Origin of the sequence: Flammeovirga sp. EKP202 (assembly GCF_014534745.1) — a bacterium.
Classification (GTDB): Bacteria; Bacteroidota; Bacteroidia; order Cytophagales; family Flammeovirgaceae; genus Flammeovirga.
On sequence record NZ_JACVVP010000008.1, the window covers coordinates 50644 to 73087 of the forward strand.

Consider the following 22444-nt stretch of genomic DNA (forward strand, 5'->3'; position numbering starts at 1 on the left):
AATTAAAAGTGACGTGTCATATCATTGATTATGGAAAAGAATAATAACATAGATGAAGTTTTATTGACCAAATACCTTCTTGGCGAGACTACAGAGGAGGAGGGAAGAGCAGTGAAACTTTGGATCGACTATTCAGCTGAAAATAAAGCTACTTTCGAATCTTTCCGGAAGGTTTGGGAAGCCACGCTTACGGCCTCTATTCCTGAGGTGAATGTGGATGTGGACAAAGCATGGAATCGAATGGATGAAGCTATCGAAGCTGAGGTAAATACCACTAAGGTGGTCCAATTCACGCCATGGAAAAGAATAGCATCTTCGATTGCTGCAATTGTTTTATTGGCAGTGGGTGTTAATTTCTATACTTCAAAAGAAGACGTGGATGCACCTACTTTTGTGGCGGTAGAGGTGTATCAACCCGAACAGCCCGCAATGGAAACATTAAAAGATGGTTCTGATATTACTATTAACGGTAATTCTACTTTATCAGTAGCCTCTTTTGAAGGGAATAGTAGAGAGGTGACTTTAGATGGTGAAGCCTTTTTTGAGATTGCTCATGATGAAAGCAAGCCATTTATTGTGCATACATCAAAAGGCGATATTACTGTCTTGGGAACAAAATTTAATGTAAAAGCTACGGCAAATGATGTTATTGTCACCGTAACGGAAGGGTTAGTCAAACTTGAAGCGGTATCATCATCGAAAAAAGACCGTTTTGTGTTGTTAGAAAAGAATTCCGAAGGGGCAATTGATGCCAATAGTGCTATGCCTTATAAAGAGGAAAATGTTTCGATGAACAACCTGTTTTGGAAAACCAAAGCGTTAAATTTCCATAATACTTCTTTTGCGAAAGTAATCTCTACTTTAGAAAGTGCTTACAAGGTAAATATTAGTGTAAATAGAGAAAGTTTGAACACTAAGAAGCTAACCGTAGATTTCAAAGAAAACAGCATCGAAGAGGTTTTCGAAATACTACAAGCCACTTTAAATTTACAAGTTCAAAAAACAGGTGATAAAGCCTATTATATCGATTAATGAAACACCGATTATTTATTCTATTTCTTTTCCTTTCCTTACTAATCCATCCAGTTTTTGCTAATAACGAAGAGGGAGATTTACTTCAACGTGTTATTAGTATTGAGATCAAAAAACAAACATTGGAAGCGGCCTTAGATGAAATCAAAGATCAAGGTGGCTTCTCCTTTTCCTATAATCCCTCCATCCTCGATTTGACGCAAGAGATCAATTTCAAAGGACAAAATGTCACTGTAAAAGCAGCTTTAATTGATATTCTAGGCTATAACTACGAGTTCAAGCAGATTGGAATGCATGTGATCATTCGTGAAGCTTTTTCTCTGACAATTCGTCCAATTGATCAGCGTAAAAGAAAAACAAAAGAGGAGTTACAGCGACTCAAAGAAGATATTTTGCTAAACGGTAGAGTGGTGGACGCTTCTACAGGAATGGGCCTTCAGAATGTGGTTGTCTATGATGAATCGCAAAAGGTATTAACCCTTACCGACAGTATGGGATATTATGCATTGAAAGTTCCATTGGAAAGGATGCAAAAAGGTGTTTATTTTCGTAATCGTGGTTTTTATGATACCATGGTGCAATTTAACCCTGGAGATGATGAAAACGAAGTGCTATACAATGTAGGTTTATCTCCATATAATGAAAATTCCAATCCTATAGACTCTGACCTTACTTTATCTACTCAAAATCCTCATCAACTCAACATTGTGAAGCGATTTGTGCCTAAAAAGGTGGATATCATTTCTAATAGTATTGAATACATAGAGCATCGAACGGCACAATTCACGTTGGTTCCTTTCTTAAGTAATAGTAATTTCCTTGGAGGTTCCTACACAAACCGTCTTTCTTTTAATACCCTTATTGGTTATTCGGCAGGTGTAGATAGAGGGGGTGAAATCGGTGGATTGGTAAACATCAACCGCTTCCATATGCAGGGAGCACAAATTGGTGGTATTAGTAATATTGTAGGCGGAAATGTGACTGGAGCACAAATAGGTGGTATTGTCAATTACAATATGGGAGAAGTTAACGGTATGCAGGTTGGCGGTATTACAAATATTGTTGCTGATTCTGTTTTTGGTGTTCAAATCGGTGGTATTAATAATGTGGTGCGAGAAAATGTGAAGGGTGTTCAAGTTGGAGGAATTACAAGTGCTACCCGAACTTTTGTCAAAGGTTTACAATTAAGCGGGATCTACAGTTATGCCAAAGAAATACAGGGAGCTCAGGTGAGTGGTATTTTGAATACAAACCAGAAAGACATAAAAGGGATGCAGTTGGCAGGGATAGCGAACTATTCCAACTCAGTGATTGGTTGGCAGGTGTCGGGTATTTATAACCATACCTCTAATGAAATAAAAGGAATGCAGGTTGCAGGTATTTATAATTTTGCTGACACTTTAAAAGGAGTACAAATCGGTCTGATCAACGTTGCCAATGATGGTGCAAAAGGTTTACCTATTGGCCTGTTTAGCTATTACAAAAATGGTTATCATTCCGTGAGCTATCATTTGGATGAATTTAGTATGTTGAATTTGTCATTTCAGACCGGTACAAGGAAATTCTACAATTATTATAAAGTGGGAACAAGCATTTTCAATTCAGGGTACTTGGACGGTTATCAAGGGTATCATTTTGGGATAGGTTTCGGTGCTTATCTCTTCAAACGATTGCTAATAGAGGCAGGAATGCATGGTAATTACAACGACGCCACTTCAGAGTTTGAACATCGTTTTGTAAAGTGGAGTTTGATGTACGAACAGCCGATCTGGAAGAGAATTTCTATTACTGCAGGACCTAGCGTAAACTATGATCCTTTTATTCAGAACAATGAATATTCAGCACCTCCTTCATTTTATTCAGAACAAACTGATATTGGTCTTTTTTGGATAAGTGGTTCAGTGGGAATTAGGTTTTCTTGGTAATAAAATGTTAAATTGATTGTATAAGTAGTTATTATACAGTCTTTAATTGTTCGTTATGGATCAGCAGTTATTAGAAGTCATTGGGTGGGGTTGGATTAATGTAGCATTGATTACATTTTGTATTCTTTTCTTCTTTAAAGTTGTGGCTCCATTTGGAAGGCACACTCGATCTGACTGGGGGTCTGTAATTTCAAACACTTGGGGATGGTTTTTTATGGAGATCATTTCGCCCATTACGTTGTGGACTGGTTTTATTGCTTCTGGAGGGCTAGAGTCTTCCTGGGTGGCAAAAGTTGGTATTACCTTTTGGACTGTACATTACATCAATCGCACTTTTATATTTCCATTTAGAATGTCGAATAAAAAGAAAAAGATGCCATTGGTGATTGTTGGTTCTGCGATGTTCTTCAATAGTATCAATGGAACACTCAATGGTTATTTCTTGGGAGGTGGCTGGTTTTATTTTTCGCTTCCACTATTTGTGATCGGAGTAGTACTCTTTGGAGTAGGAATGTATATCAATATTATGTCTGACAACATTCTTTTGAACTTAAGAAAGCCAGGAGAAACACATTATGTTGTACCCAAAGGTTTTTTATTCAATCGCTTAAGTTCGCCTAATCTATTTGGGGAAATTGTGGAATGGACTGGCTTCTTTTTGATGGTACCGAGTGTGGCAAGTTTGAGTTTTTTAGTGTGGACATTGGCTAATCTGATTCCAAGGGCAAGAGATCATCATGAGTGGTACCTGAAAACGTTTAAAGATTATCCTACACACCGTAAAGTGCTTATTCCAGAGATTTGGTAATACAGTCTTTATTTATGTGTAAAAATGAAATTTGATAGTTGCTAAAGACTTTCAACCGATTTTTCTGTAAGTATTTATAGGACCTACTTTCAAGCTTCCTTCTTCTTCATGAAGTATTAATCATCATCATCTAAAGTGCAGTACTGTAGGGGAATTTTAGTAAAACGTCCACACGAACCCTATTACGTAACTTGTAACCATCGTATAGCTGATGAATTTATATGTTATATAATATTCAGTAAATCAAGTTTATAGCCTTTGGTTTGTGTATTATGTTTGATTGTGATACAGAAAATAGAAGAAAAACTATTTAATTTGCAATATACTTTAAACTATTAAGCTTTAATTTCTATTACTTTTCAGAATATTTCAACGTGCTACCTTCGGTAAATTATTGTGCTTATATCTCATAAATTCTTCCTTGAGAAGGAGAATAAGCAGTATTTTTTTATAATGATTTGTGTGAAAAGTATACCCTTTTTTAAACTATTTAGATATTACTTTTAAAATTAATGGAGAATAAGAATAACTTTTTGACCTCAAAGTTAAATCTCATTATGTTCTTACTTGTAGGTTTTATACCTATAGATATTCCTTTAGGACTTTATAATGAAGCTAAGTTACTTGCCATTCATTCTGTTGTTTACGGTTTGTTGCTTTATATTCCTTATAATAAAGGGGTGAAAAACTATGTTTTGCATGTTTACTCTTTGTTTATGGTTTTCTCTCTTTGCTTTGTCCAAGGAGGGGTTTCATCTCCAATTATTTACTTTTTCCTTTCCCCTATTATGTCTTCTTACCTCTCTTTTGGAGGTAGAGTCGGGAAGCGTTTTGCTTATGCCGTTTTGGGGTGTATAACATTACTTTTTGTATTAGGACTTTTTGATTTAATTCCGTTCTCTAATTTGGATGATGCGTCTTCGAATATTCAAATTTTCACTTATGCCATTATTGTTGGTGTTGGAATCGATGTAATTATTACAATCATCAATTACGATTCACTTCGTAATGAATCTGAAGCTATTGTTAGAGAAAAGCAAAATGAAATATTACAGCAGGAGGAGGAGTTAAAACAACAGCAGGAAGAGATCATTGCTACACAAGAACAGATGATCATTGATGAAAAAAGGGAGAAAGAGCAGTATGAGTCCGATAAAATCAAAGCAGAGAATAGTTTAGAGGCTATTAAAAGTAGTATTGAGTATGCTTCTAAGATTCAACTTAATACTTTGCCAAGTGATAAAATTTTGAAGGATTACTTCGCCGAGTATTACATCTATTACCAGCCCAAAGATACAGTAGGAGGAGATTATTACTACGTGAATAGCTTTAGAGGTACAACAGTAGTGGTATTGATTGATTGTTATAATCAAGGTATGACTGGTATGCTATTAGGGTCAGTGATTACTTCTTATTTAGATACGCTGCAAGCGCTGCCAGAGCGACCTTCCGAATTGATTTATGAATTGCATCAATACATCAGAGATAATTTTAACTACTATAGTAGTATCAATGATAAAGGTTGTAATCTTTCGATTGTATACATAGAAGATCGACATGTTGTCTATTCAGGAGCCAATGGTATTGGTTATATTATTCGAAAGGATGAAGTGACAGCTTTTAAGAGTTCTGATAGATCAGTTGGGGTAACAAATAATGCTCCTTCTTCAATCCCTTATATGGATAAGGAATATGAAATTGATTCTGATGATGTAATCGTGTTGTCAACAGACGGTTTTATTAATCATAAAACTAAAGAAGGAAAAATGATAGGACGTAAAGTGCTGGAAGAGATTATCAAAGATTTCTATCAAGGTTATAAGCATACTTGGAAAGAAAGTTTTGATGATTACATTTCTGAGCATTTTGAGAAAGAGCAAGAAGATGATATTACGGTGATGTGTTTTAACCTAACGTAATAGACACTCTTCACTCTTATACACTTTGTTAAGAAACATTAGCGCTCTAAAGTATTGTGAGTCAATGAAAATATATTCCTTTGCAGCGGAATCAAGCTTTCAGGAATTATATCATATTTCATCGACTTCACATATTGTAGTTTTATATACTACAAAATCAAACTTATTCACTAACGAACTTATTATTGCGGACTTCTTTTCAAGACAAATTATCATTCAAAAAGATTGATGTGTGGTAGTCAGAAGTATTGTATAATGTGCTTAAAAGGTTGAACTCTTTATTAATCAGGCTACATTAAACACTACGTTTTTTAATTAAATGAATAATCAGAATAACTTTTTGACTACGAAGTTAAAACTCATCTTATACATGCTGATCGGTTTTATCGTTGTAGATATTCCATTAGGACTACATAGGGAAGCTATAATGCTTGGAGTTCATACGTTGATTTACGCTCCATTGCTTTTTATTTCTTACAATAAAAAACTGAAAAACTATATACTGCATGTGTATATCACCATTATTGTACTTTCTTTCTGTATAGTACAGGGAGGTGTTTTTTCACCTGTCATTTACTTTTTCTTGTCACCGATTATGTCGGCTTATCTTTCCTTTGGAGCCAAAGTTGGGAGGTATTTTGCTGCTGCGGCATTTGTATGTATTGTTACACTTTTTGTGATTGGAATTTTAGGCTTAAATCCATTTCCTCCATTAGACGTGAGTAGTATCAATATTCATATCTTCACCTTCGCCATTATTATTGGTGTAGGAATGGATGTCCTCATCACAATTACGAATTACAATAAGTTGCGTGATGAAGCAGAAAATATTTTAAGAGATCATCAAAATGAAATCTTACAACAAGAAGAAGAACTGAAGCAACAGCAGGAAGAAATTATTGCGATTCAGGAGCAGGAAATCAAAAATGAAAAACGTGAGAAACAACAACACGAATCGGACAAGATAAAAGCAGAAAATAGTTTGGAAGCCATCAAGACAAGTATTGAATATGCTTCTAAAATACAGTTAAATACCCTTCCTTCAGATAAAATTTTAAAAGATTATTTTGCTGAATATTATATTTATTATCAACCTAAAGATACTGTTGGTGGAGATTATTATTATGTAAATAACTTTATGGGAACAACGATCGTCGCAATGATAGATTGTTATAACCAAGGGTTGACAGGTATGCTATTGGGAACGGTGATTACTTCTTATCTTGACACACTTCAAAGGCTCCCATCTAGCCCTACAGAGTTGATTTATGAACTGCATCAATACATAAGAGATAACTTTAATTATTACAGTAACCTCAATGAAAGAGGCTGTAATATGTCAATTGTGTACATTGAAGACCATCATATTATTTACTCCGGTGCCAGTGGAATTGGTTACATCGTCAATGAAAATGGTACCCTACCTCTGAAAAGTTCTGATAGGTCGATTGGTAAAACAGTCAATACTAAAGCATCGATCCCTTATAAAGATTATGAATACGATATTTCTTCTGATGATGTGATTATTTTATCTACGGATGGCTTTGTAAATCATAAAACCAAAAAAGGGAAAGTTGTAGGCCATGATACGCTGGAAGGGTTAATCAAAGGTTTTTATAATGGATATCATGAGTCTTGGAAAGAAAGTTTTGATAAATACATTACAGAAAATTTTGCCAAAGAGCAAGAGGATGACATTACCGTTCTTTGCTTTAACCTGACTTAAGTAAGTTGTAGTGGCATTTTAGCTATTTTGGAAAGAATTCCATATATTAAGAAACACCCTTTTACCAATGTGTAAGTAAAAGGGTGTTTTTTTCTTTTATAAAAACAGGATTAACGATATGGAGAAGAGTTATTTTCCCAATTTCTCATATTGTTCATCTGATCTGATTTTTCGAAAAGTAGATGTACCAATGCATGGATCTTAAAATCAATATTTTCCATATTTCTCTGTATGATCTGCAAAGAGGCTTCCACGTCATTTGTCTCATCAAATTCTTGTTTGAGTAATTCAATGAGCCCAAGGGAAGTGGTCACTTCACCACGAATATCATGTGATATTAAATCCAAAGCCTTATTCAGCCTTTGATTGTTATCTTTCATATCTCGGATATACGAGTAAGTTTCTGATTCATCATTATAGATGTTCAGAATAAGATCACTCCCAATTTTCTTTAACTTATTTGCCCTATAGAGTATTTCTCCGTTAGGCTTTTCATAAGCGTGAAAAGGAATGGTCATTTCTTTGTCACTGTCAAAAACTTCTTCAAGTTGATCAATGAATCCAAAAGAAACGATTTCAGGGTAAACTTCATGTAGGTATTTACCCAAATGATTTAGATTAAAACGATCCAACAATACACCTACTTTATTGATATAGTAGATTTTGTATGTATTGGGCGAAATTCTTTGATAGGCGGCTACACCTAATGTAAAATCATCGTATAGCTTTAGTAGGTCATTTTCCATAGTATAAAGGGTTCGGCTCGTTCAGTTTGTAATTATTTTGTAGACTATTTACTGTATTGTTTTACTTGGTTGGTAAGTCAATGATAAATGAATAGTACTATAATTTACAGAAATTATGCAACTAACTACTTGTGATGTAAGTATTTATGTGTTTTTGTAAATAAAACTCAATAAAATTAACATTGTGTACATCTATCTTACGTTTTTTGGGTGAATGAAGCTTTATTCTTTACAACTTTTGTCAATATAACTAAACCTAAAACTATACTTAAGAAAAAAGAGAGGGATAGTTTCTTTATAAGAATATTCTTTTTACCTTTGCAACTCGAAAATTTTTGTACGATAAATCTTATTTACAATGGATTTAATTAAAAAAGTTGAAAAGGATTTCTCATCTAACATGGAGAGACATCCCGCTTTCGGCGCAGGAGATACAATCGAAGTATACGTAAAAATTAAAGAAGGTAACAAGGAGCGTGTTCAGAAGTTCCAAGGTACTGTAATCCAACGCCGTAATAAAGGTAGTTTGGGAGAAACTTTTACTGTACGTAAAATCTCAAGCGGAATTGGTGTTGAGCGTATCTTCCCATTAAACTCTCCATCTATCGATAAAATCGAAGTGTTGAGAAAAGGTAAAGTAAGAAGAGCAAGATTATTCTACTTACGTGGTCGTTATGGTAAGGCTGCTAAAGTTAGAGAAAAAAGATTCTAATCTTTTATCTTGGCTTTTTACCAAAGAAATACAAAGACCGACTTTCTATATCAGGAAGTCGGTTTTTTTATTTAGAAAATGATATTTTAAGGTTTAATCATTCTTCCTACTTCCTCCTTAATTCTTAACTTTGAAGCATGGGTAAAGTATATTTCGCTTCTGATTTCCATTTGGGAACACCATCATTAGAAGAAAGTCAAAAAAGAGAAAAAAAGATATGCCGATGGTTAGATATGGCGGCCAAAGATGCTGATCATATCTATTTAATAGGGGATTTATTTGATTTCTGGTTTGAATACCGATTCGCTATACCTAAGGGTTTTTTAAGATTCCAAGGGAAGCTAGCAGAATTGGTCGACAAAGGGGTCAAGATTTCTATTTTTACAGGTAATCATGATATGTGGATGTTTGATTACTTTGAGAAAGAGTTTGGAATCAAGATCATCAGAGAGCCTATTGATGTAGAAATCTATGGCAAGAAGTTTCACATTGGTCATGGAGATGGATTAGGTCCTGGAGATTACAGTTATAAGTTTTTGAAAAAAGTCTTTGCCAACAAGCTTTGTCAATGGTTGTTCGGATTTTTACACCCGACTATTGGAATTGGTATCGCATCAACATGGTCAAGACATAGCAGAGCCTCTGGAGCCAAGAAAGAACATGGCTTTATCAGTAAGGAGAAAGAATTTATTTGGGTGTATTGTCAGGAGGAGCAAGCTAAAAAATACAGAGATTATTATATCTTTGGTCATAGACACTTGCCACTTGAGCTGGATTTAGATCAAGGAGGAAAATATATTAACACAGGTGAATGGCTCTCTTATGATACATATGCAACATTTGATGGAGAAAAAGTGGAACTACTTACTTATAAGGAGTAGTCTACTGTTTTTATTATCCTTTACTACAACGCTTACAGAAGCACAGCAATTACTTTATGAGATTGAAGTAGGAGAGGTGGTTTCGGTAGATATTGATCGGAAAGGATATATTTATGTTGCAGATGAACAGGGGAACTTGAGTCAGTGGATTGATGGTGAAAAGAAAAGATGGTATTCTCCATCTTCTCCAGCAGCGGTTCAGATTGATGCTTGGGCAATGCTCAATACGGTTTTATTCTCTGAGGATTGGCAGGGTATTCGGATTTTGGGGCAACAGCTTACTGAGCAATCTGAATATATTTTTGATCCAGGTCTTGTAGAGTACGCTTCAGTAGCAACTAATGCAAGTGATGGAGGAATTTGGTTATATGATCAAGGCAGTTTTCGCCTGAAAAAGTATTTTCCTAATGTGAAAAATATTTCTATTGATGTGCCTTTAGAGCAACTGATCAATAGTACCTCATGGGAACCGATTTGGATGAGAGAGCATCAAAATAACCTTTATGTTTTGGATCAATACAGAGGTATTTTCACATTTGACCTTTTAGGGAATATTCTATCAGAACCTTATACGGTCAAAAAAGCAAAAGCCATTGGATTAACCTCAGATGAAGTGTATTGGTTAGAAAAAGATGAGTTGCACTTTAAAGCACTTTACAGTTTAGAAACCCGCTACATCAAGCTTCCCTTAAAAAAAGTAGAATTTGCATTGTATGACCATGCAACACAGAGAGTATTCTGCTTTAAACAAAAAATGATGTACGCTTATCAATTATAAAAATGGACTTGTATGCAGATTGGCAAAAAAATGCCAAATCAAAATATAAAGAAAATCAAACTTTTTTGAAACGCCTTAAAAAGGTCAAGAAAGGAAAACAGATTGATCAAATTGTCAATGATGCAGATGAAGATGCATTTCAAAAATTTGATTGTTTAACGTGTGCGAATTGCTGTAAGACGATTAGTCCTGTAGTCACTGCTACAGACGTGAAAAGAATAGCAAAACACTTCAGAATGAAAGAAACAGAGGTGATTTCTGAGTACATGCGTGTGGATAGTGATGGTGATTATGTGATGAACCAACAACCTTGTCCTTTTCTTGGTGCTGATAACTACTGTTCCATTTATGAGGCAAGACCCAAAGCGTGTAGAGATTATCCCTTAACTCAAAATCAAGGTTTCAATCAAAGACCTGCATTGCATGCACGAAATACCTTAACATGCCCTGTTGTATTTCATGTGGTTAAAGAATTGAAGTCTAAAATTTAGAGCTGTATAAAAAAATGTAGAAAGAGATAGGGGTTTCGGTATTTGTTTTCCCTTTTAAGGTTGAATCAAAACTTTATAATAAGATGAATACAAAATCACTTCTTTCTATTTTTTTAGTGGCAGTTTTAGCTCTTTTCTCATGTTCAAATGACAATGAAATAGCACCTGCCCAGCCTCATGCTCAAGTTTACCAAAGAACAAACCTTGATCAGGATTTTAAGAATGAAATCAAGCTTTTTGCTGATGGAAAGTTTGAATTAAGAAACTCAAGAAATGAGTTTGCTAAAGGAGATTATTCAAAAGCAGCGAAGATTAATCCTGATGATAAGCAAGATTATGTACTGCATTATAAAATGATCAGGAAGGGTTGTGATAATGATTGGATAGAAGAGGATTTAAATCAATTGATGGAATTTGAATTCTATGATCAAATCAATGACTTTACAGTTTTAGAATGTAAATAAACTTCTCAAAAACGAAAAATGGGATAGAATTCATAGCAATGATTTCTATCCCATTTTTATTTCTTCTTGATTGATAAGATTGTGCTGTATTGGATTAAAAACCAAAAACAAGGTCAATCGTTGCACCAAATGTAGGTTCACCTGTTTGTACATCCATGCCTGGAGAAAGGGTAAACCCTGTACTCCAATGACGGTTGATAGAATAAGCCAATCCGGTTTGAACAATTACGGCTCCATTCCATTCTCTATGCGTCTCAGTATCAGAGGTACTGTAATCATCAGGATGAGGTGCGTCATGTAGCTCAACATCCAAATAATGCTCATCATGATCTGAAGGAACTTCATGATCATGGAAGCCAAATGTACCACCCACACCTACGAAAGTACCCCATCTGGAGTGACCTATCGGAATTTCTCGTACGACAACGGCTGCATAGTGTTTACCTGTAAATTCCACTGTACCTTGAAATTTCGTCAAATGGGCAAAGTAGATTGATCCAGTAAGTTCATACTTACCACCATTATTGTAAGAAATTTCTAATTCATAACGGTTATGGTGCTCCTCATGATGATGTTCTAACTCTTTTTCTAGAGTTGTCTCAGGGTGAGCTGAATGTTTAGGGAAAGAAGTGTAATCTTCTTCACTGTTCTCAGTATATTCATACTTTTCCGGTTTTGTTTGTGCAAAAGAGGAAAAACTTAAACCAACTATACATATAGCCGATGAAACAATGCGAAATAAGAAATTATTGTAAAACATAAAGATAGTTGATAATATTAATGAGTCTATTAGGTCATCACTCCTACACTTTTAATAACAGAGTGTAGATGTGATTTTAAACGCAATATTATCACTTATGTTTATGATTAAACAATTAATGTATCTTAATTAAGGAATGTTGTCATCAAGTTGATTAGAAACCAAATACTAAGTCGAGTGTCATGCCAAAATTAGGCTGACGAGTTTCTACATCAATACCCGGAGAAAGTGTGAAACCAGTACTCCAATGCTTATCTAAAGAATAAGCCAATCCTGATTGTACAATAACATTACCGCTCCAATCTTTGTGGTTTGTACTTTCCTTAGAATGAGGTGGGTGACTTCCATTGTCGGTTTCTTCATGTAAATGTTCGAATCCAAAAGTAGAACCAAGTCCTACAAAAGTACCCCATTTAGAATGACCAATAGGAATTTCTCTCACAAAGCATCCTGCAAAGTGATGACCAGTTAATTCAACAGTTCCCTGAAATTTAGTGAGGTGGGCAAAGTAAACCGAACTTGTGAATTCTAGTTGATTACCATTGTTAAATGATAATTCTAGTTCAAAGTGATTTTCATGATGTTCCCCTTCTACCAAGGTTTTATCATGTTCGTCTCCAGTTTTTCCTTTTTTCTTCTTACCGCCTTCTTCAGCAAATAATTCATTGGGAGCGCTTATCAAACAAATAGCCGCTAATACAATAGCGTAAAAATATTTAGTAGACACGTGAAGTTACATTTAACTTATGATAGTTTATTTTTCAGGGTATAAATAAGATGCTTTTGCTGAAAAAACAAAATGATGAAAATTACTATTAACAAAAATTATAAAATATAAGCAATTAAAAGTTAAGCAGGGGTGAACTTTTTTAAAAGTTTATGTTATTATTCAGTCGGTTTTAGTGATTTATGGTTGGGAGACCTTCATTGGAAGCTGTAGTATTATCAACATTGATATCCCATAATTGAGCTTCTTTAGTGCTTGATTGACTTACACTTACGCTATATTTTACAGAGGCGTAAGGGAAATTTTCTTGGTTTTCATAAGGTTCAACAGTACAGGAGCCTCTGTATTCGAAAGACTGTATACTGACTTTCACGGTGTCACTTGCTCTGGTAAATACTCTGGTTCTTCCATAAACAGGAGGTTCCATTGGATAACGATCCAGTACAAGAACTTTTGCAGTTAAAGCAGTGCTATTACTCCAATCAAAAGCAACTTCTCCTTTTTTGAGCGGGTAGACTGTCACTGGTTTACAAGAATGGACGAATAAGAAAAGTGGTAAATAGGCAATAAGAAATAAAATTGGTTTCATGTTTAGTTTTTATAAGTATCAGGATCAACAGCTTTAGGTGTCCATCCTTTTAAGAATTGAATTATTTTGTGTTTATCATACCCGCTCCCTTGTTCCAAATATGCAGAATTTTGAGTATGGATAATTTCACCATTTCCATCAATGATCACAAATACAGGGTAACCAAATCGTTGAGGGAATTTCAGGTATTCCATTGCTGCGGGGTTTTTATTTTCTTTACTCCAATTGACAAGCACTTTTACGTAGTTGTCATCCATGATATTTGCTATATCTTCGTTATCATGTGTAAATTTTGCATAAAGTTTACACCAACTACACCAATTTCCTCCTACTTTTACGAAAACGTGTTTATTTGTTTTTTTCGCTAAATGAATAGCAGCTTTTACATCAGCAATCGCATTTGCATTAGGATCATAGTTTTCTTCCTGACTGAAGGCTAAATTACTTACAAGAGTGAATAATGTAATAAATAAGATTGCTACACTTTTTTTCATCTTAAATTTAAATTTCGTTCGTAAATATGGAATTTTCACCTGAATATGTAGGTTACTTGGCCTCACTATTATTAATGATATCATTTTCCCTCAAAAACGTTAAACTCCTTCGTATGGTAAATTCTGTAGGATGTATTGTATTTGTGGTTTATGGTATAATGTTAAGTGCTTGGCCAATTGTAATCACAAATGGTTTTATTGCCACTATAAATATATTCTATCTTATAAAGGATAAAAAATAAACATAAGGAAGATAGGCAGTGTTATGGACATGTCGATAAAAATTAACCATTATTAAAAAAGTTATTGAGATATAACGGGGAAAAATAGGGAATTCTTAGTGAATGATTTTTTCTGCATGATATTGAGTAAGATAAGGTTATAAAAAATCCATCATTGATGTTTTATTTTGCAATAGACACAGCAATGATGGATTAATTTTTTGTCTTTTAGTACTCAATACATTGTAAACTAAATTATCGTCAACTTTCAAACTTCCTTCTTCTTCATTTTTCCATTGATGAAAAACGAAGCAAAAAATCTAGGCTTAGAAGTCAAAAGCTAAATTCCATTCCTCTCGCCTAAATGATTTTAAACTCGCTTTGCTCAAACAAGAAAATCATTTTTCACGGCTCAATTCATGAAATTCTTAACGCTTTTCCCTTTAATGCCAGGTGGAAAGCTACCAAACTAAAATGGTAGAAAACTCAATGGCGCGAATGTTAAGCGTCAGCGTCATTCGTGTCCTTTAGATCATCAGAAATCTCCTGATTTCTAAACAATATAAATAACGTAAACTTAAGTTTACAATGTACTCAATTAGTAAATGAAGTCTCTTTTCAGAGGCATAGACATACAATGTGATCCACCTCTAGCTCTTGAAAGTTCTGCTGAAGGCAGTAAGATTAATGTATCCTTAACGTCTTCAGGTAAAATTTTCTCTTGAGCAAAATCTTGAATCAAGTCAGCAGCCTTTACGACTTTCATACCATGTTTTTCAAAACCTTCTGAAGTTTTGTCATTTCGATCATAACCAATAACAACTCCTTCTTTGAGTGCAAGAACATTACAAGAGTCTGTCCATTGCTCTCTTCTTCCGTGAGGGAATTTATTATTACCAGAATAGATAAACTGAGTGGGTTCTGTGGAGTGAAGGTCATTCAAGCTAATATCATTGAGTAAGTCTTCCAGATAATCAAATCGAATAGGATGATCATAGCTTTTTCCTTTTACATATTGAAGGATTTCTAATTCATTTTCGCTTTTAGAATTGCCTAATGAAGGAATAAAATCACCTTGTTCTTTTTTCAGACCTTCCTTAGAGAAAGAACCAAACATTACCCAAAGGTTACGTTTTACTTGAGTGAAAGTCGTGTCAATATGCATATAAGCTCTTTTTGCAGGAATCTTCACAACGGTAACTTTATCAACAATATTTCTTCCGTGCATTTCATGTACCACTTTACTAGCGGCATGAATAGAAGTTCTTTCACTGACTCCCACCAAAAGGTGATTAGGAGCAACCATCATCACATCACCGCCCTCAATTGTTACGATCTTTTGTTCTTGTTCTTCATCGTCAAGTAAAAAGAAATCTTCAGGATCAGTAATCTCAATAACCTTGTCAGTGTATTCTGCAAACATTGGGTGATTAAAGAAGATATACTTCATGATAATCGATTCCCTAGTTCTAGCTTTTTTCTTTGGCTTATTTAGTAAAATATGGTCATTGACAGTAATGCCAAGGTCTCTTGTAAAGATAAAGTTAGGAATAGGAGGGAAAATCATTCTTTTGTCAGGAAGTATCCCTGAAATCATTGTTCTGGCAAGAATAGTAGATTCCAACTCCATCAATTCGTCTTGAAGAGAATATGAAGTCCCTTCGTGTGCACATACAGAGGCGATCATTCTGCTTCTAATGTCATTTTTTTCTAAAATGTGTGCAAGTAATGCCTGTGGTTCAATGACTTTATCACTGTTGAAGTAATCCTTTTTGTCAGGCTTGTAAAAATGTCTTTGTGCTTCTGGTAGATCAATAGAATGAATACGAGGATGAATGTTTTGATAGTCTAGAAAGTAAAGGAGAATTTTTAAATAAAGATCATATTCCTTCTTCCTCATTGTCTCTAAATGAATAATGTCTTCAAAAAGCCAATCTTGTGCTTTTGTAGGAATTACTTTGCCAATGCCCTCATCTGGGCTGTGTATCATTAATCTTCGTAAAGTTCCTACTTCTGAACTCACATGAATGTCTTGGTTAGTATGCATGTCGCTATTATGATAATGTATGTGAAAGGGTCAAATATGCGTTAATCTATTAATTCAATCAAACAAAATACGCTTTAATTTTAAATGTATAATTTACGTATTAAAATCATGTGTAAACGATGATGAATATTAGTGATTATGTCCTAAAATTGAATATTTTAAAGAAAAAGACTGAATTATGCTTTCTTTTCTTTTGTTATATTAAACGTAATATATACATTTGATGAGTAATTCAATTATTAGAGAATTATTTCCGTTGAAAAATAAACTTATTTTTTACAAATAATTCAAAGGTTTAAAATTTAACTATTTGTTAATATTCTGTTAATCAGTTTATTAAGGTATGTAGTAATAATATTTGCCTAGGATAGTGATAAAATTCCTAATAAATGTTGATGTAGGTCACTAGAATATGATAATATAGATTGTAGTATTGTATAGTAAACTTTAAACACAAGCAACAACACATTACTCAAATTACTTACTATCATAACGCTGAAATCAACCCATTAGGTACATTTTATTAATTGTACTATTATAATATTTTATTACGAATTAAAACCTACCAATATGACAGCAACACACAAATTAGCCAGTAAACTTTTAGCAGAGTCTAAACAAGTAAATCGCGATCTGTCTATAGCCCAATTGGTCGCAGAAGCAATTAGAAATGGAGAAGGTGCTCTCAGCTCCACAGGTGCAATCATGTGCGATACCGGAAAATATACTGGTCGATCTCCTCAAGATCGTTTTATCGTGGAAGATGATTATACCAAAGACCGTGTTTGGTGGGGAAGTATCAACAAGCCCTTTCCACAAGACAAATTTGAAGGTTTAGCCAGTAAAATGGTGGATTACCTTTTAAACAACCAAAAGTTGTATGTCAATAACGTTTATGCAGGAGCTGATCCAGCATTTCGTATTAAGGTAAGAGTTGTAACTCCTCTCGCTTCTGTTTCACACTTTGTAAACAACATGTTCATCGTGCCAAGTGATGAAGAGTTGAGATCATTCGGTGAGCCTGATTATGTTGTATTACAAGCGCCTGACTTTTATGCAAACCCTCAGCTTGATGGTACTCGTCAAGGTAATTTCTCAATTTTAAATTTTGGAGAAAAGACGGCTCTAGTAGGAGGTTCACGTTATACAGGTGAAATTAAAAAAGGTATTTTCTCTGTATTAAACGCCCTCTTGATTGATGAAAATGTATTACCTATGCACTGTTCAGCAAATGAAGGTGTGAAAGGTGATTCTGCCGTTTTCTTTGGGCTTTCAGGAACAGGTAAAACAACGTTATCGGCTGATCCTAATCGAAATCTTATTGGAGATGATGAGCACGGGTGGTCTGATAAAGGTATTTACAATTTTGAAGGAGGTTGCTACGCAAAGACGATAGACCTAACGAGAGAAAATGAACCTGAGATATGGGATGCGATTAAGTTTGGTGCAACGTTGGAAAATACTCGTTTTTTCCCAGGAACATCAGTAGTTGATTATACAAATGTAACTGTTACTGAAAATACGCGAGTTTCTTATCCTATTGATCATATTGACAATGCTAAGATTCCATCAGTATCAGAAACACACCCTAAAAATATATTTTTCCTTACTTGTGATGCGTACGGCGTTTTGCCTGCCATTTCTAAGTTGACAAAGGAACAAGCAATGTATCACTTCATGTCTGGGTATACCGCTAAGGTAGCAGGAACAGAAGCAGGAGTAACAGAACCAACACCAACTTTCTCAGCTTGCTTCGGTGCTCCATTTATGCCACTGCACCCTTCAGTATATGCTATGATGTTAGGTGAAAAAATGACAACATATAAAACGAATATTTGGTTGATCAATACAGGTTGGTCAAATGGTCCTTCAGATAGAGTAGGTCGTACGAAGTTGAAATATACTCGTGCAATGATCACCGCAGCTTTGGAAGGACAGTTAGATCATGTTGAATTTGTTAAACACCCAGTATTTGGAGTGCAAGTACCAAAAGAGGTAGAGGGAGTGCCAAACGAAGCACTTGATGCAAAAGCTTCTTGGAAAGCCAATGGCTTCAAGAACTATGATGCTGTTGCAATGAAGCTTGCTGCTAAGTTTGTAGAGAACTTCAAGCAGTTTGAAGAAGGGTTGGAAGATCCATCGATTTTAGAAGGAGCTCCTAAGGTATCTGAAAAAGTATAAGTACTAGGATAAAATCATAATAACAGAGTTTAAAAGGCTGTCACGAAAGTGATGGCCTTTTTGCATATAAGAAAACGTATAATAATCATTTATGAGAAGGTCAATGGAATGTGTAATCAATACAATGATAGATTATAGTGATGCAGGTATTAGGTCAATTCATATTAGTATATGAGCATCTCTTCTAATAATTCAATTTTGATTACTAGAATAACCCTTTACCAATTCTTCAAAATCAATAATTTTCTTAAATAGAAACCCTTAACCACTTACATTTTCTTTTAAAGTCTCGGTGTAAACTTAGATGTGATTAAGAAAAGGATTATTTATCTCTAATTAACATTATTGAGCTTTGCTGTGTTTAATTATGTTATTGATGTATAAGTTGTTTCGAGAGTAAATAATAAGTAGAAATTACACTTGTATAATCGTAGTTGATCATATTGATTATGTCAATATGAATTAATTGTTACGTAATTCGTCTTTTTTTCTAGTGATATTCTATTCTATTTTATTAAAATTTTATGTTAAATTCCATTTTTTTTAATTGATTAATATAATGAATGTATTTGATACACTTATTCTTTAATTATTTGATAATCAGTGTTTATTATATTTTTATTTAAGTTATAATTTGTAAAATATTAACAAATATTGAATTTGCATTTATATACATCTACCTAGTATGTTTGAATTGACAGAAAAACAAAAAGCGCAAGTTCAACTGTTCATTATACTATAAGAGTTTAGTTATTTTAAAAAAGACACTGAATTATTATTTGACTCTTAATTTATTCTATCGTAAATCTTAATGGAATGAAAAATTTTTTACAAACTAAAAATGTTCTTTCGTTACTTGTTTGCGTATGCTTAATGTTATCAGCATACGTTTCAAATGCGCAAGATCGAATGATCACGGGACAGGTAACATCTGCTCAGGATGGCAGTTTTTTACCTGGTGTTAATGTAAAAGTAAAAGGATCTTCTACAGGTACAATTACAGATTTTGATGGTAACTACAAGTTATCAGTGCCAGAGGGGGCAGAAGAATTAATATTTTCTTTTATTGGTTATTCTCAGCAATCGGTTGTGATAGGTACGCAAACTACAATCAATATTGCTTTAGAAGAGGATGTAGAGCAATTAGAAGAAGTAGTTGTAGTTGGTTACCAAGTTCAAAAAAAATCAGTTGTTACAGGTGCAATTGCTTCAGTTAAATCTGAAGATATCACACAAACACCTGTTCAAAATGCAGCTCAATCATTACAGGGTAGAACGCCAGGTGTATTAGTTACGCCAGTTTCTGGTCAGCCAGGTGCAGGTATTGATATTAGAGTACGTGGTACTGGTTCAAATGGAAACAACACTCCATTATATGTAGTTGACGGTGTTCAAATGGATAACATCAATTTCCTAAACCCAAATGATATTGAGTCTATTGAAGTATTAAAGGATGCAGCTTCTGCAGCTATCTACGGTTCAAGAGGTGCAAACGGTGTAGTTTTAGTCTCTACAAAGAAAGGTAAATCAGGAAGAACGATTGTATCTTACGATGGATACTATGGTATTCAGGAGGCTTGGAGAAAGACTCCACTTATGAATGCTAATGAGTATATGATGTTCCATAATGAAGGAGCTGTAAGAGCGGATAGAGTACCAAGATTTACCCAAAGTGAAATCGATAACAACACAACAGATACAGATTGGCAAGGAGAGATGTTCCAACAAGCTCCAATCCAAAGCCATAACATACAAATGTCAGGTGGTACAGAAAAATCTACATTTATGGCATCAGTTGGTTACTTTGGTCAACAAGGTATTGTAGCACCCGAAAAGTCAAATTTTGATCGTTATACAATACGTTTAAATTCTACTCATAAAATTTCAGAGTATTTTAAATCAGGAGCTAATGTTACTTTCTCAAGAGAAGAGAAACAAGGTATTAATGAGCAAAACCAATTTGGTGGTGTTTTACAAAATGCACTTTTACATGATCCTTTAACAACAGTATGGGAGGATAGACCAGAAAAGATACAAGAATTTGATACTTATGATTTAAAGCCTGCCAATAAAGACGGTCGTTACTATGGTATTTCAGAACAAGGTTTAAGAGAGATCGTTAACCCAATGGCTAGAATCAATAATACTTATAGTGAAGATGCTAGTAACAAATTCTTAGGTAATGTATTTATTGAGGCTACACCAGGAATTAAAGGACTAAAATTTAGAACTGACTTTGGTGTTGATATTGGTAATTGGGGAAACAGAAATTACAACCCTGAAGCATACTATAATGTTGATAACCAAGTTAATGCATCTTCTATAAATCAAGCTGCAGGTTCATATGTAGTTTATCAATGGGAAAATGTATTGTCATACAATAAGAAATTCGGTGACCACTCTTTCGATGCATTAATTGGTACTACAATGAGAGATGGTAGTGGTATTCAATTAGGTTCTTCAAGAAATAATTTACAAATTCCAGGTTGGGATTATGCATATGTAAACAATGGAGCTGATAATGATACTCAGAAGGGTACAGGTCAATTAGAATGGCAACATCGCTTAGTGTCATTCTTTGGTAAGGTAGGTTACAACTACAAAGAGAAGTACCTTATCTCAGCAACAGCTCGTTACGATGGTTCATCTAACTTCGGACCGAATAATAAATTTGGTTTCTTCCCATCAGTACAAGCAGGTTGGATACTTACACAAGAGGAGTTCTTAAAAACAAATGATGTTGTAAACTTCTTAAAGTTAAGAGCTTCATGGGGTAAAGTAGGAAACGAGAATATCGGAGCATTTGGTTACTTAGAGTTGTTTGGAGCAACACCATCTTATCCTTTTGGTACAGACAAGAATATGGTGCCAGGTTATGGTATTACGAGAATGGCTAATCCAGATTTAAAATGGGAAGCAGCCTCAGAAATTGACTTAGGTATTGATGCAGGTTTCTTTGATGATAAAATTACTGCTACTATTGATGTTTACTCAAGAGAACGTCAAGATTTATTAGGTACTCTTCCAGTACCAGGATTCACGGGTGTTACAGGTCCTAACTATAACTTAGGTACAGTAAGAAACCAAGGTATTGAGATGGCTGTAACATATTCTAAAAGAGATGGAGACTTCCATTTTGATATCACAGCAAATGCATCTTATAATGATAACAAGGTGATAGAAGTAGCAAATGGAGATGGTAAAATTTACGGACCCGGCTTATTCAATACTCAAGGTCAATTATTAATGGAAGAAGGTTATGCATTACCATACTTCTATGGATTCAAAACAGACGGTATTTTCCAAAACCAAAATGAGGTAAATGCACATGCAAAAGATGGTGAGCCTATCCAACCAAATTCTCAACCAGGTGATATTCGCTATGTAGATATCAATGGTGACGGAAAAATTGATAATGACGACAGAACAAATATCGGTTCGCCAATCCACTCATGGATGTATGGCCTGAATGTAAGAATGGATTATAAAGGTTTTGACTTCTCTATGTTCTGGCAAGGTCAAGCGGGAGCAAAAATGGTTAACGGAACATTACGTACTGATTTAAGAGAAGGACAAAATTACCCAACTCGTTGGTTAAATCGTTGGACAGGAGAAGGTTCAACTAACTCTTTCCCAAGATTTACTTACGATGACACTAACAGTCATAACTATGACTACTTGAACGACATGGTTCATATTGAGGATGCATCTTATTTAAGATTGAAAAACTTACAAATTGGTTACACTCTTCCTCAAAAGATTAGTAAAAAAGCAGGTATTAGCAAATTGAGAGTTTATGTTTCTGGTAATAACCTTCTAACATTTACTGATTACACTGGTATGGATCCAGAAGTAGGACACGGAGGTGCTTGGTTCGGATTTGATAACGGATCATACCCACAAGCTAGAGCTTACTTAATGGGGTTAAATGTTACATTCTAAT

General features: G+C 34.5%; 18 protein-coding genes. 12 read left to right on the forward strand and 6 right to left on the reverse strand.

All coding sequences use genetic code 11. The features are described 5' to 3' along the window. The first annotated feature begins 30 nt into the window (after positions 1–30). From IC221_RS06670 to IC221_RS06690, 5 genes are all read left to right on the forward strand, one after another. Positions 31–1032 (forward strand): FecR domain-containing protein, encoded by a 1002-nt coding sequence (locus tag IC221_RS06670; protein ID WP_188168214.1) that lies wholly within the window; start codon positions 31–33, stop codon positions 1030–1032. Continuing rightward, positions 1032–2957, forward strand: coding sequence for an STN domain-containing protein (locus IC221_RS06675; protein ID WP_188168215.1), 1926 nt, complete (start codon positions 1032–1034; stop codon positions 2955–2957). The genes IC221_RS06670 and IC221_RS06675 overlap by 1 nt, the downstream gene beginning before the upstream one ends. 55 nt (positions 2958–3012) lie before the next feature. Next, positions 3013–3765, forward strand: a complete 753-nt coding sequence (locus IC221_RS06680) for a hypothetical protein (RefSeq protein ID WP_188168216.1) — start codon at positions 3013–3015, stop codon at positions 3763–3765. Positions 3766–4322: 557 nt separating this feature from the next. Next, positions 4323–5684 (forward strand): PP2C family protein-serine/threonine phosphatase, encoded by a 1362-nt coding sequence (locus IC221_RS06685; RefSeq protein ID WP_188168217.1) that lies wholly within the window; start codon positions 4323–4325, stop codon positions 5682–5684. A 319-nt stretch (positions 5685–6003) separates the two neighbouring features. Beyond that, positions 6004–7410, forward strand: coding sequence for a SpoIIE family protein phosphatase (locus IC221_RS06690; protein WP_188168218.1), 1407 nt, complete (start codon positions 6004–6006; stop codon positions 7408–7410). Positions 7411–7520: 110 nt separating this feature from the next. On the opposite strand, the gene IC221_RS06695 is transcribed toward IC221_RS06690, so the two are convergent. Beyond that, positions 7521–8156 (reverse strand): hypothetical protein, encoded by a 636-nt coding sequence (locus tag IC221_RS06695; RefSeq protein ID WP_188168219.1) that lies wholly within the window; start codon positions 8154–8156, stop codon positions 7521–7523. A 358-nt stretch (positions 8157–8514) separates the two neighbouring features. Between IC221_RS06695 and rplS the strand changes: the two genes are divergently transcribed. From rplS to IC221_RS06720, 5 genes are all read left to right on the forward strand, one after another. After that, complete coding sequence (gene rplS / locus IC221_RS06700) at positions 8515–8868, forward strand: 50S ribosomal protein L19 (protein WP_188168220.1); 354 nt, start codon at positions 8515–8517, stop codon at positions 8866–8868. Between the two features lie 137 nt (positions 8869–9005). Beyond that, entirely contained in the window at positions 9006–9749 is a 744-nt protein-coding gene (locus IC221_RS06705) for a UDP-2,3-diacylglucosamine diphosphatase (RefSeq protein ID WP_188168221.1), read from the forward strand. After that, entirely contained in the window at positions 9691–10527 is an 837-nt protein-coding gene (locus IC221_RS06710) for a hypothetical protein (protein WP_188168222.1), read from the forward strand. Before IC221_RS06705 ends, IC221_RS06710 begins: the two co-directional genes overlap by 59 nt. A gap of 2 nt (positions 10528–10529) precedes the next feature. After that, a complete protein-coding gene (locus IC221_RS06715) occupies positions 10530–11018 on the forward strand; it encodes a YkgJ family cysteine cluster protein (protein WP_188168223.1) in 489 nt (162 codons plus the stop codon). Between the two features lie 83 nt (positions 11019–11101). Further along, the gene (locus IC221_RS06720; RefSeq protein ID WP_188168224.1) at positions 11102–11482 is read left to right on the forward strand and encodes a hypothetical protein; all 381 of its coding nucleotides are present in this window, start codon (positions 11102–11104) and stop codon (positions 11480–11482) included. A 94-nt stretch (positions 11483–11576) separates the two neighbouring features. Here IC221_RS06720 and IC221_RS06725 read toward each other — a convergent pair whose 3' ends face one another. From IC221_RS06725 to IC221_RS06750, 5 genes are all read right to left on the reverse strand, one after another. Beyond that, positions 11577–12242, reverse strand: a complete 666-nt coding sequence (locus tag IC221_RS06725; protein ID WP_188168225.1) for a hypothetical protein — start codon at positions 12240–12242, stop codon at positions 11577–11579. 154 nt (positions 12243–12396) lie between these two features. Then, positions 12397–12969 carry a hypothetical protein gene (locus tag IC221_RS06730; protein WP_188168226.1) on the reverse strand — a complete coding sequence of 191 codons (573 nt, stop codon included), beginning with the start codon at positions 12967–12969 and terminating at the stop codon, positions 12397–12399. A 172-nt stretch (positions 12970–13141) separates the two neighbouring features. Continuing rightward, complete coding sequence (locus IC221_RS06735) at positions 13142–13558, reverse strand: hypothetical protein (RefSeq protein ID WP_188168227.1); 417 nt, start codon at positions 13556–13558, stop codon at positions 13142–13144. A 2-nt stretch (positions 13559–13560) separates the two neighbouring features. After that, positions 13561–14052: a thioredoxin family protein gene (locus IC221_RS06740; RefSeq protein WP_188168228.1), complete on the reverse strand. Its 492-nt coding sequence runs from the start codon at positions 14050–14052 to the stop codon at positions 13561–13563. An 819-nt stretch (positions 14053–14871) separates the two neighbouring features. Beyond that, complete coding sequence (locus tag IC221_RS06750; protein WP_188168230.1) at positions 14872–16320, reverse strand: arginine deiminase family protein; 1449 nt, start codon at positions 16318–16320, stop codon at positions 14872–14874. A 570-nt stretch (positions 16321–16890) separates the two neighbouring features. Between IC221_RS06750 and pckA the strand changes: the two genes are divergently transcribed. Both pckA and IC221_RS06760 read left to right on the forward strand, forming a co-directional pair. After that, positions 16891–18501 carry a phosphoenolpyruvate carboxykinase (ATP) gene (gene pckA / locus IC221_RS06755; protein ID WP_188168231.1) on the forward strand — a complete coding sequence of 537 codons (1611 nt, stop codon included), beginning with the start codon at positions 16891–16893 and terminating at the stop codon, positions 18499–18501. A gap of 873 nt (positions 18502–19374) precedes the next feature. Beyond that, entirely contained in the window at positions 19375–22443 is a 3069-nt protein-coding gene (locus tag IC221_RS06760) for a TonB-dependent receptor (RefSeq protein ID WP_188168232.1), read from the forward strand. Position 22444: the final 1 nt, after the last annotated feature.

What these genes read in the sequence shown, in the direction of transcription:
- IC221_RS06705 (WP_188168221.1), top strand. Translation starts at nt 9,006, where the DNA reads ATGGGTAAAGTATATTTCGCTTCTGATTTCCATTTGGGAACACCATCA.
- IC221_RS06750 (WP_188168230.1), bottom strand. Translation starts at nt 16,320, where the DNA reads ATGCATACTAACCAAGACATTCATGTGAGTTCAGAAGTAGGAACTTTA.
- IC221_RS06740 (WP_188168228.1), bottom strand. Translation starts at nt 14,052, where the DNA reads ATGAAAAAAAGTGTAGCAATCTTATTTATTACATTATTCACTCTTGTA.
- IC221_RS06685 (WP_188168217.1), top strand. Translation starts at nt 4,323, where the DNA reads ATGTTCTTACTTGTAGGTTTTATACCTATAGATATTCCTTTAGGACTT.
- IC221_RS06695 (WP_188168219.1), bottom strand. Translation starts at nt 8,156, where the DNA reads ATGGAAAATGACCTACTAAAGCTATACGATGATTTTACATTAGGTGTA.
- IC221_RS06725 (WP_188168225.1), bottom strand. Translation starts at nt 12,242, where the DNA reads ATGTTTTACAATAATTTCTTATTTCGCATTGTTTCATCGGCTATATGT.
- IC221_RS06720 (WP_188168224.1), top strand. Translation starts at nt 11,102, where the DNA reads ATGAATACAAAATCACTTCTTTCTATTTTTTTAGTGGCAGTTTTAGCT.
- IC221_RS06710 (WP_188168222.1), top strand. Translation starts at nt 9,691, where the DNA reads ATGATACATATGCAACATTTGATGGAGAAAAAGTGGAACTACTTACTT.
- IC221_RS06735 (WP_188168227.1), bottom strand. Translation starts at nt 13,558, where the DNA reads ATGAAACCAATTTTATTTCTTATTGCCTATTTACCACTTTTCTTATTC.
- IC221_RS06680 (WP_188168216.1), top strand. Translation starts at nt 3,013, where the DNA reads ATGGATCAGCAGTTATTAGAAGTCATTGGGTGGGGTTGGATTAATGTA.
- IC221_RS06675 (WP_188168215.1), top strand. Translation starts at nt 1,032, where the DNA reads ATGAAACACCGATTATTTATTCTATTTCTTTTCCTTTCCTTACTAATC.
- IC221_RS06715 (WP_188168223.1), top strand. Translation starts at nt 10,530, where the DNA reads ATGGACTTGTATGCAGATTGGCAAAAAAATGCCAAATCAAAATATAAA.
- IC221_RS06690 (WP_188168218.1), top strand. Translation starts at nt 6,004, where the DNA reads ATGAATAATCAGAATAACTTTTTGACTACGAAGTTAAAACTCATCTTA.
- rplS (WP_188168220.1), top strand. Translation starts at nt 8,515, where the DNA reads ATGGATTTAATTAAAAAAGTTGAAAAGGATTTCTCATCTAACATGGAG.
- pckA (WP_188168231.1), top strand. Translation starts at nt 16,891, where the DNA reads ATGACAGCAACACACAAATTAGCCAGTAAACTTTTAGCAGAGTCTAAA.
- IC221_RS06760 (WP_188168232.1), top strand. Translation starts at nt 19,375, where the DNA reads ATGTTATCAGCATACGTTTCAAATGCGCAAGATCGAATGATCACGGGA.
- IC221_RS06670 (WP_188168214.1), top strand. Translation starts at nt 31, where the DNA reads ATGGAAAAGAATAATAACATAGATGAAGTTTTATTGACCAAATACCTT.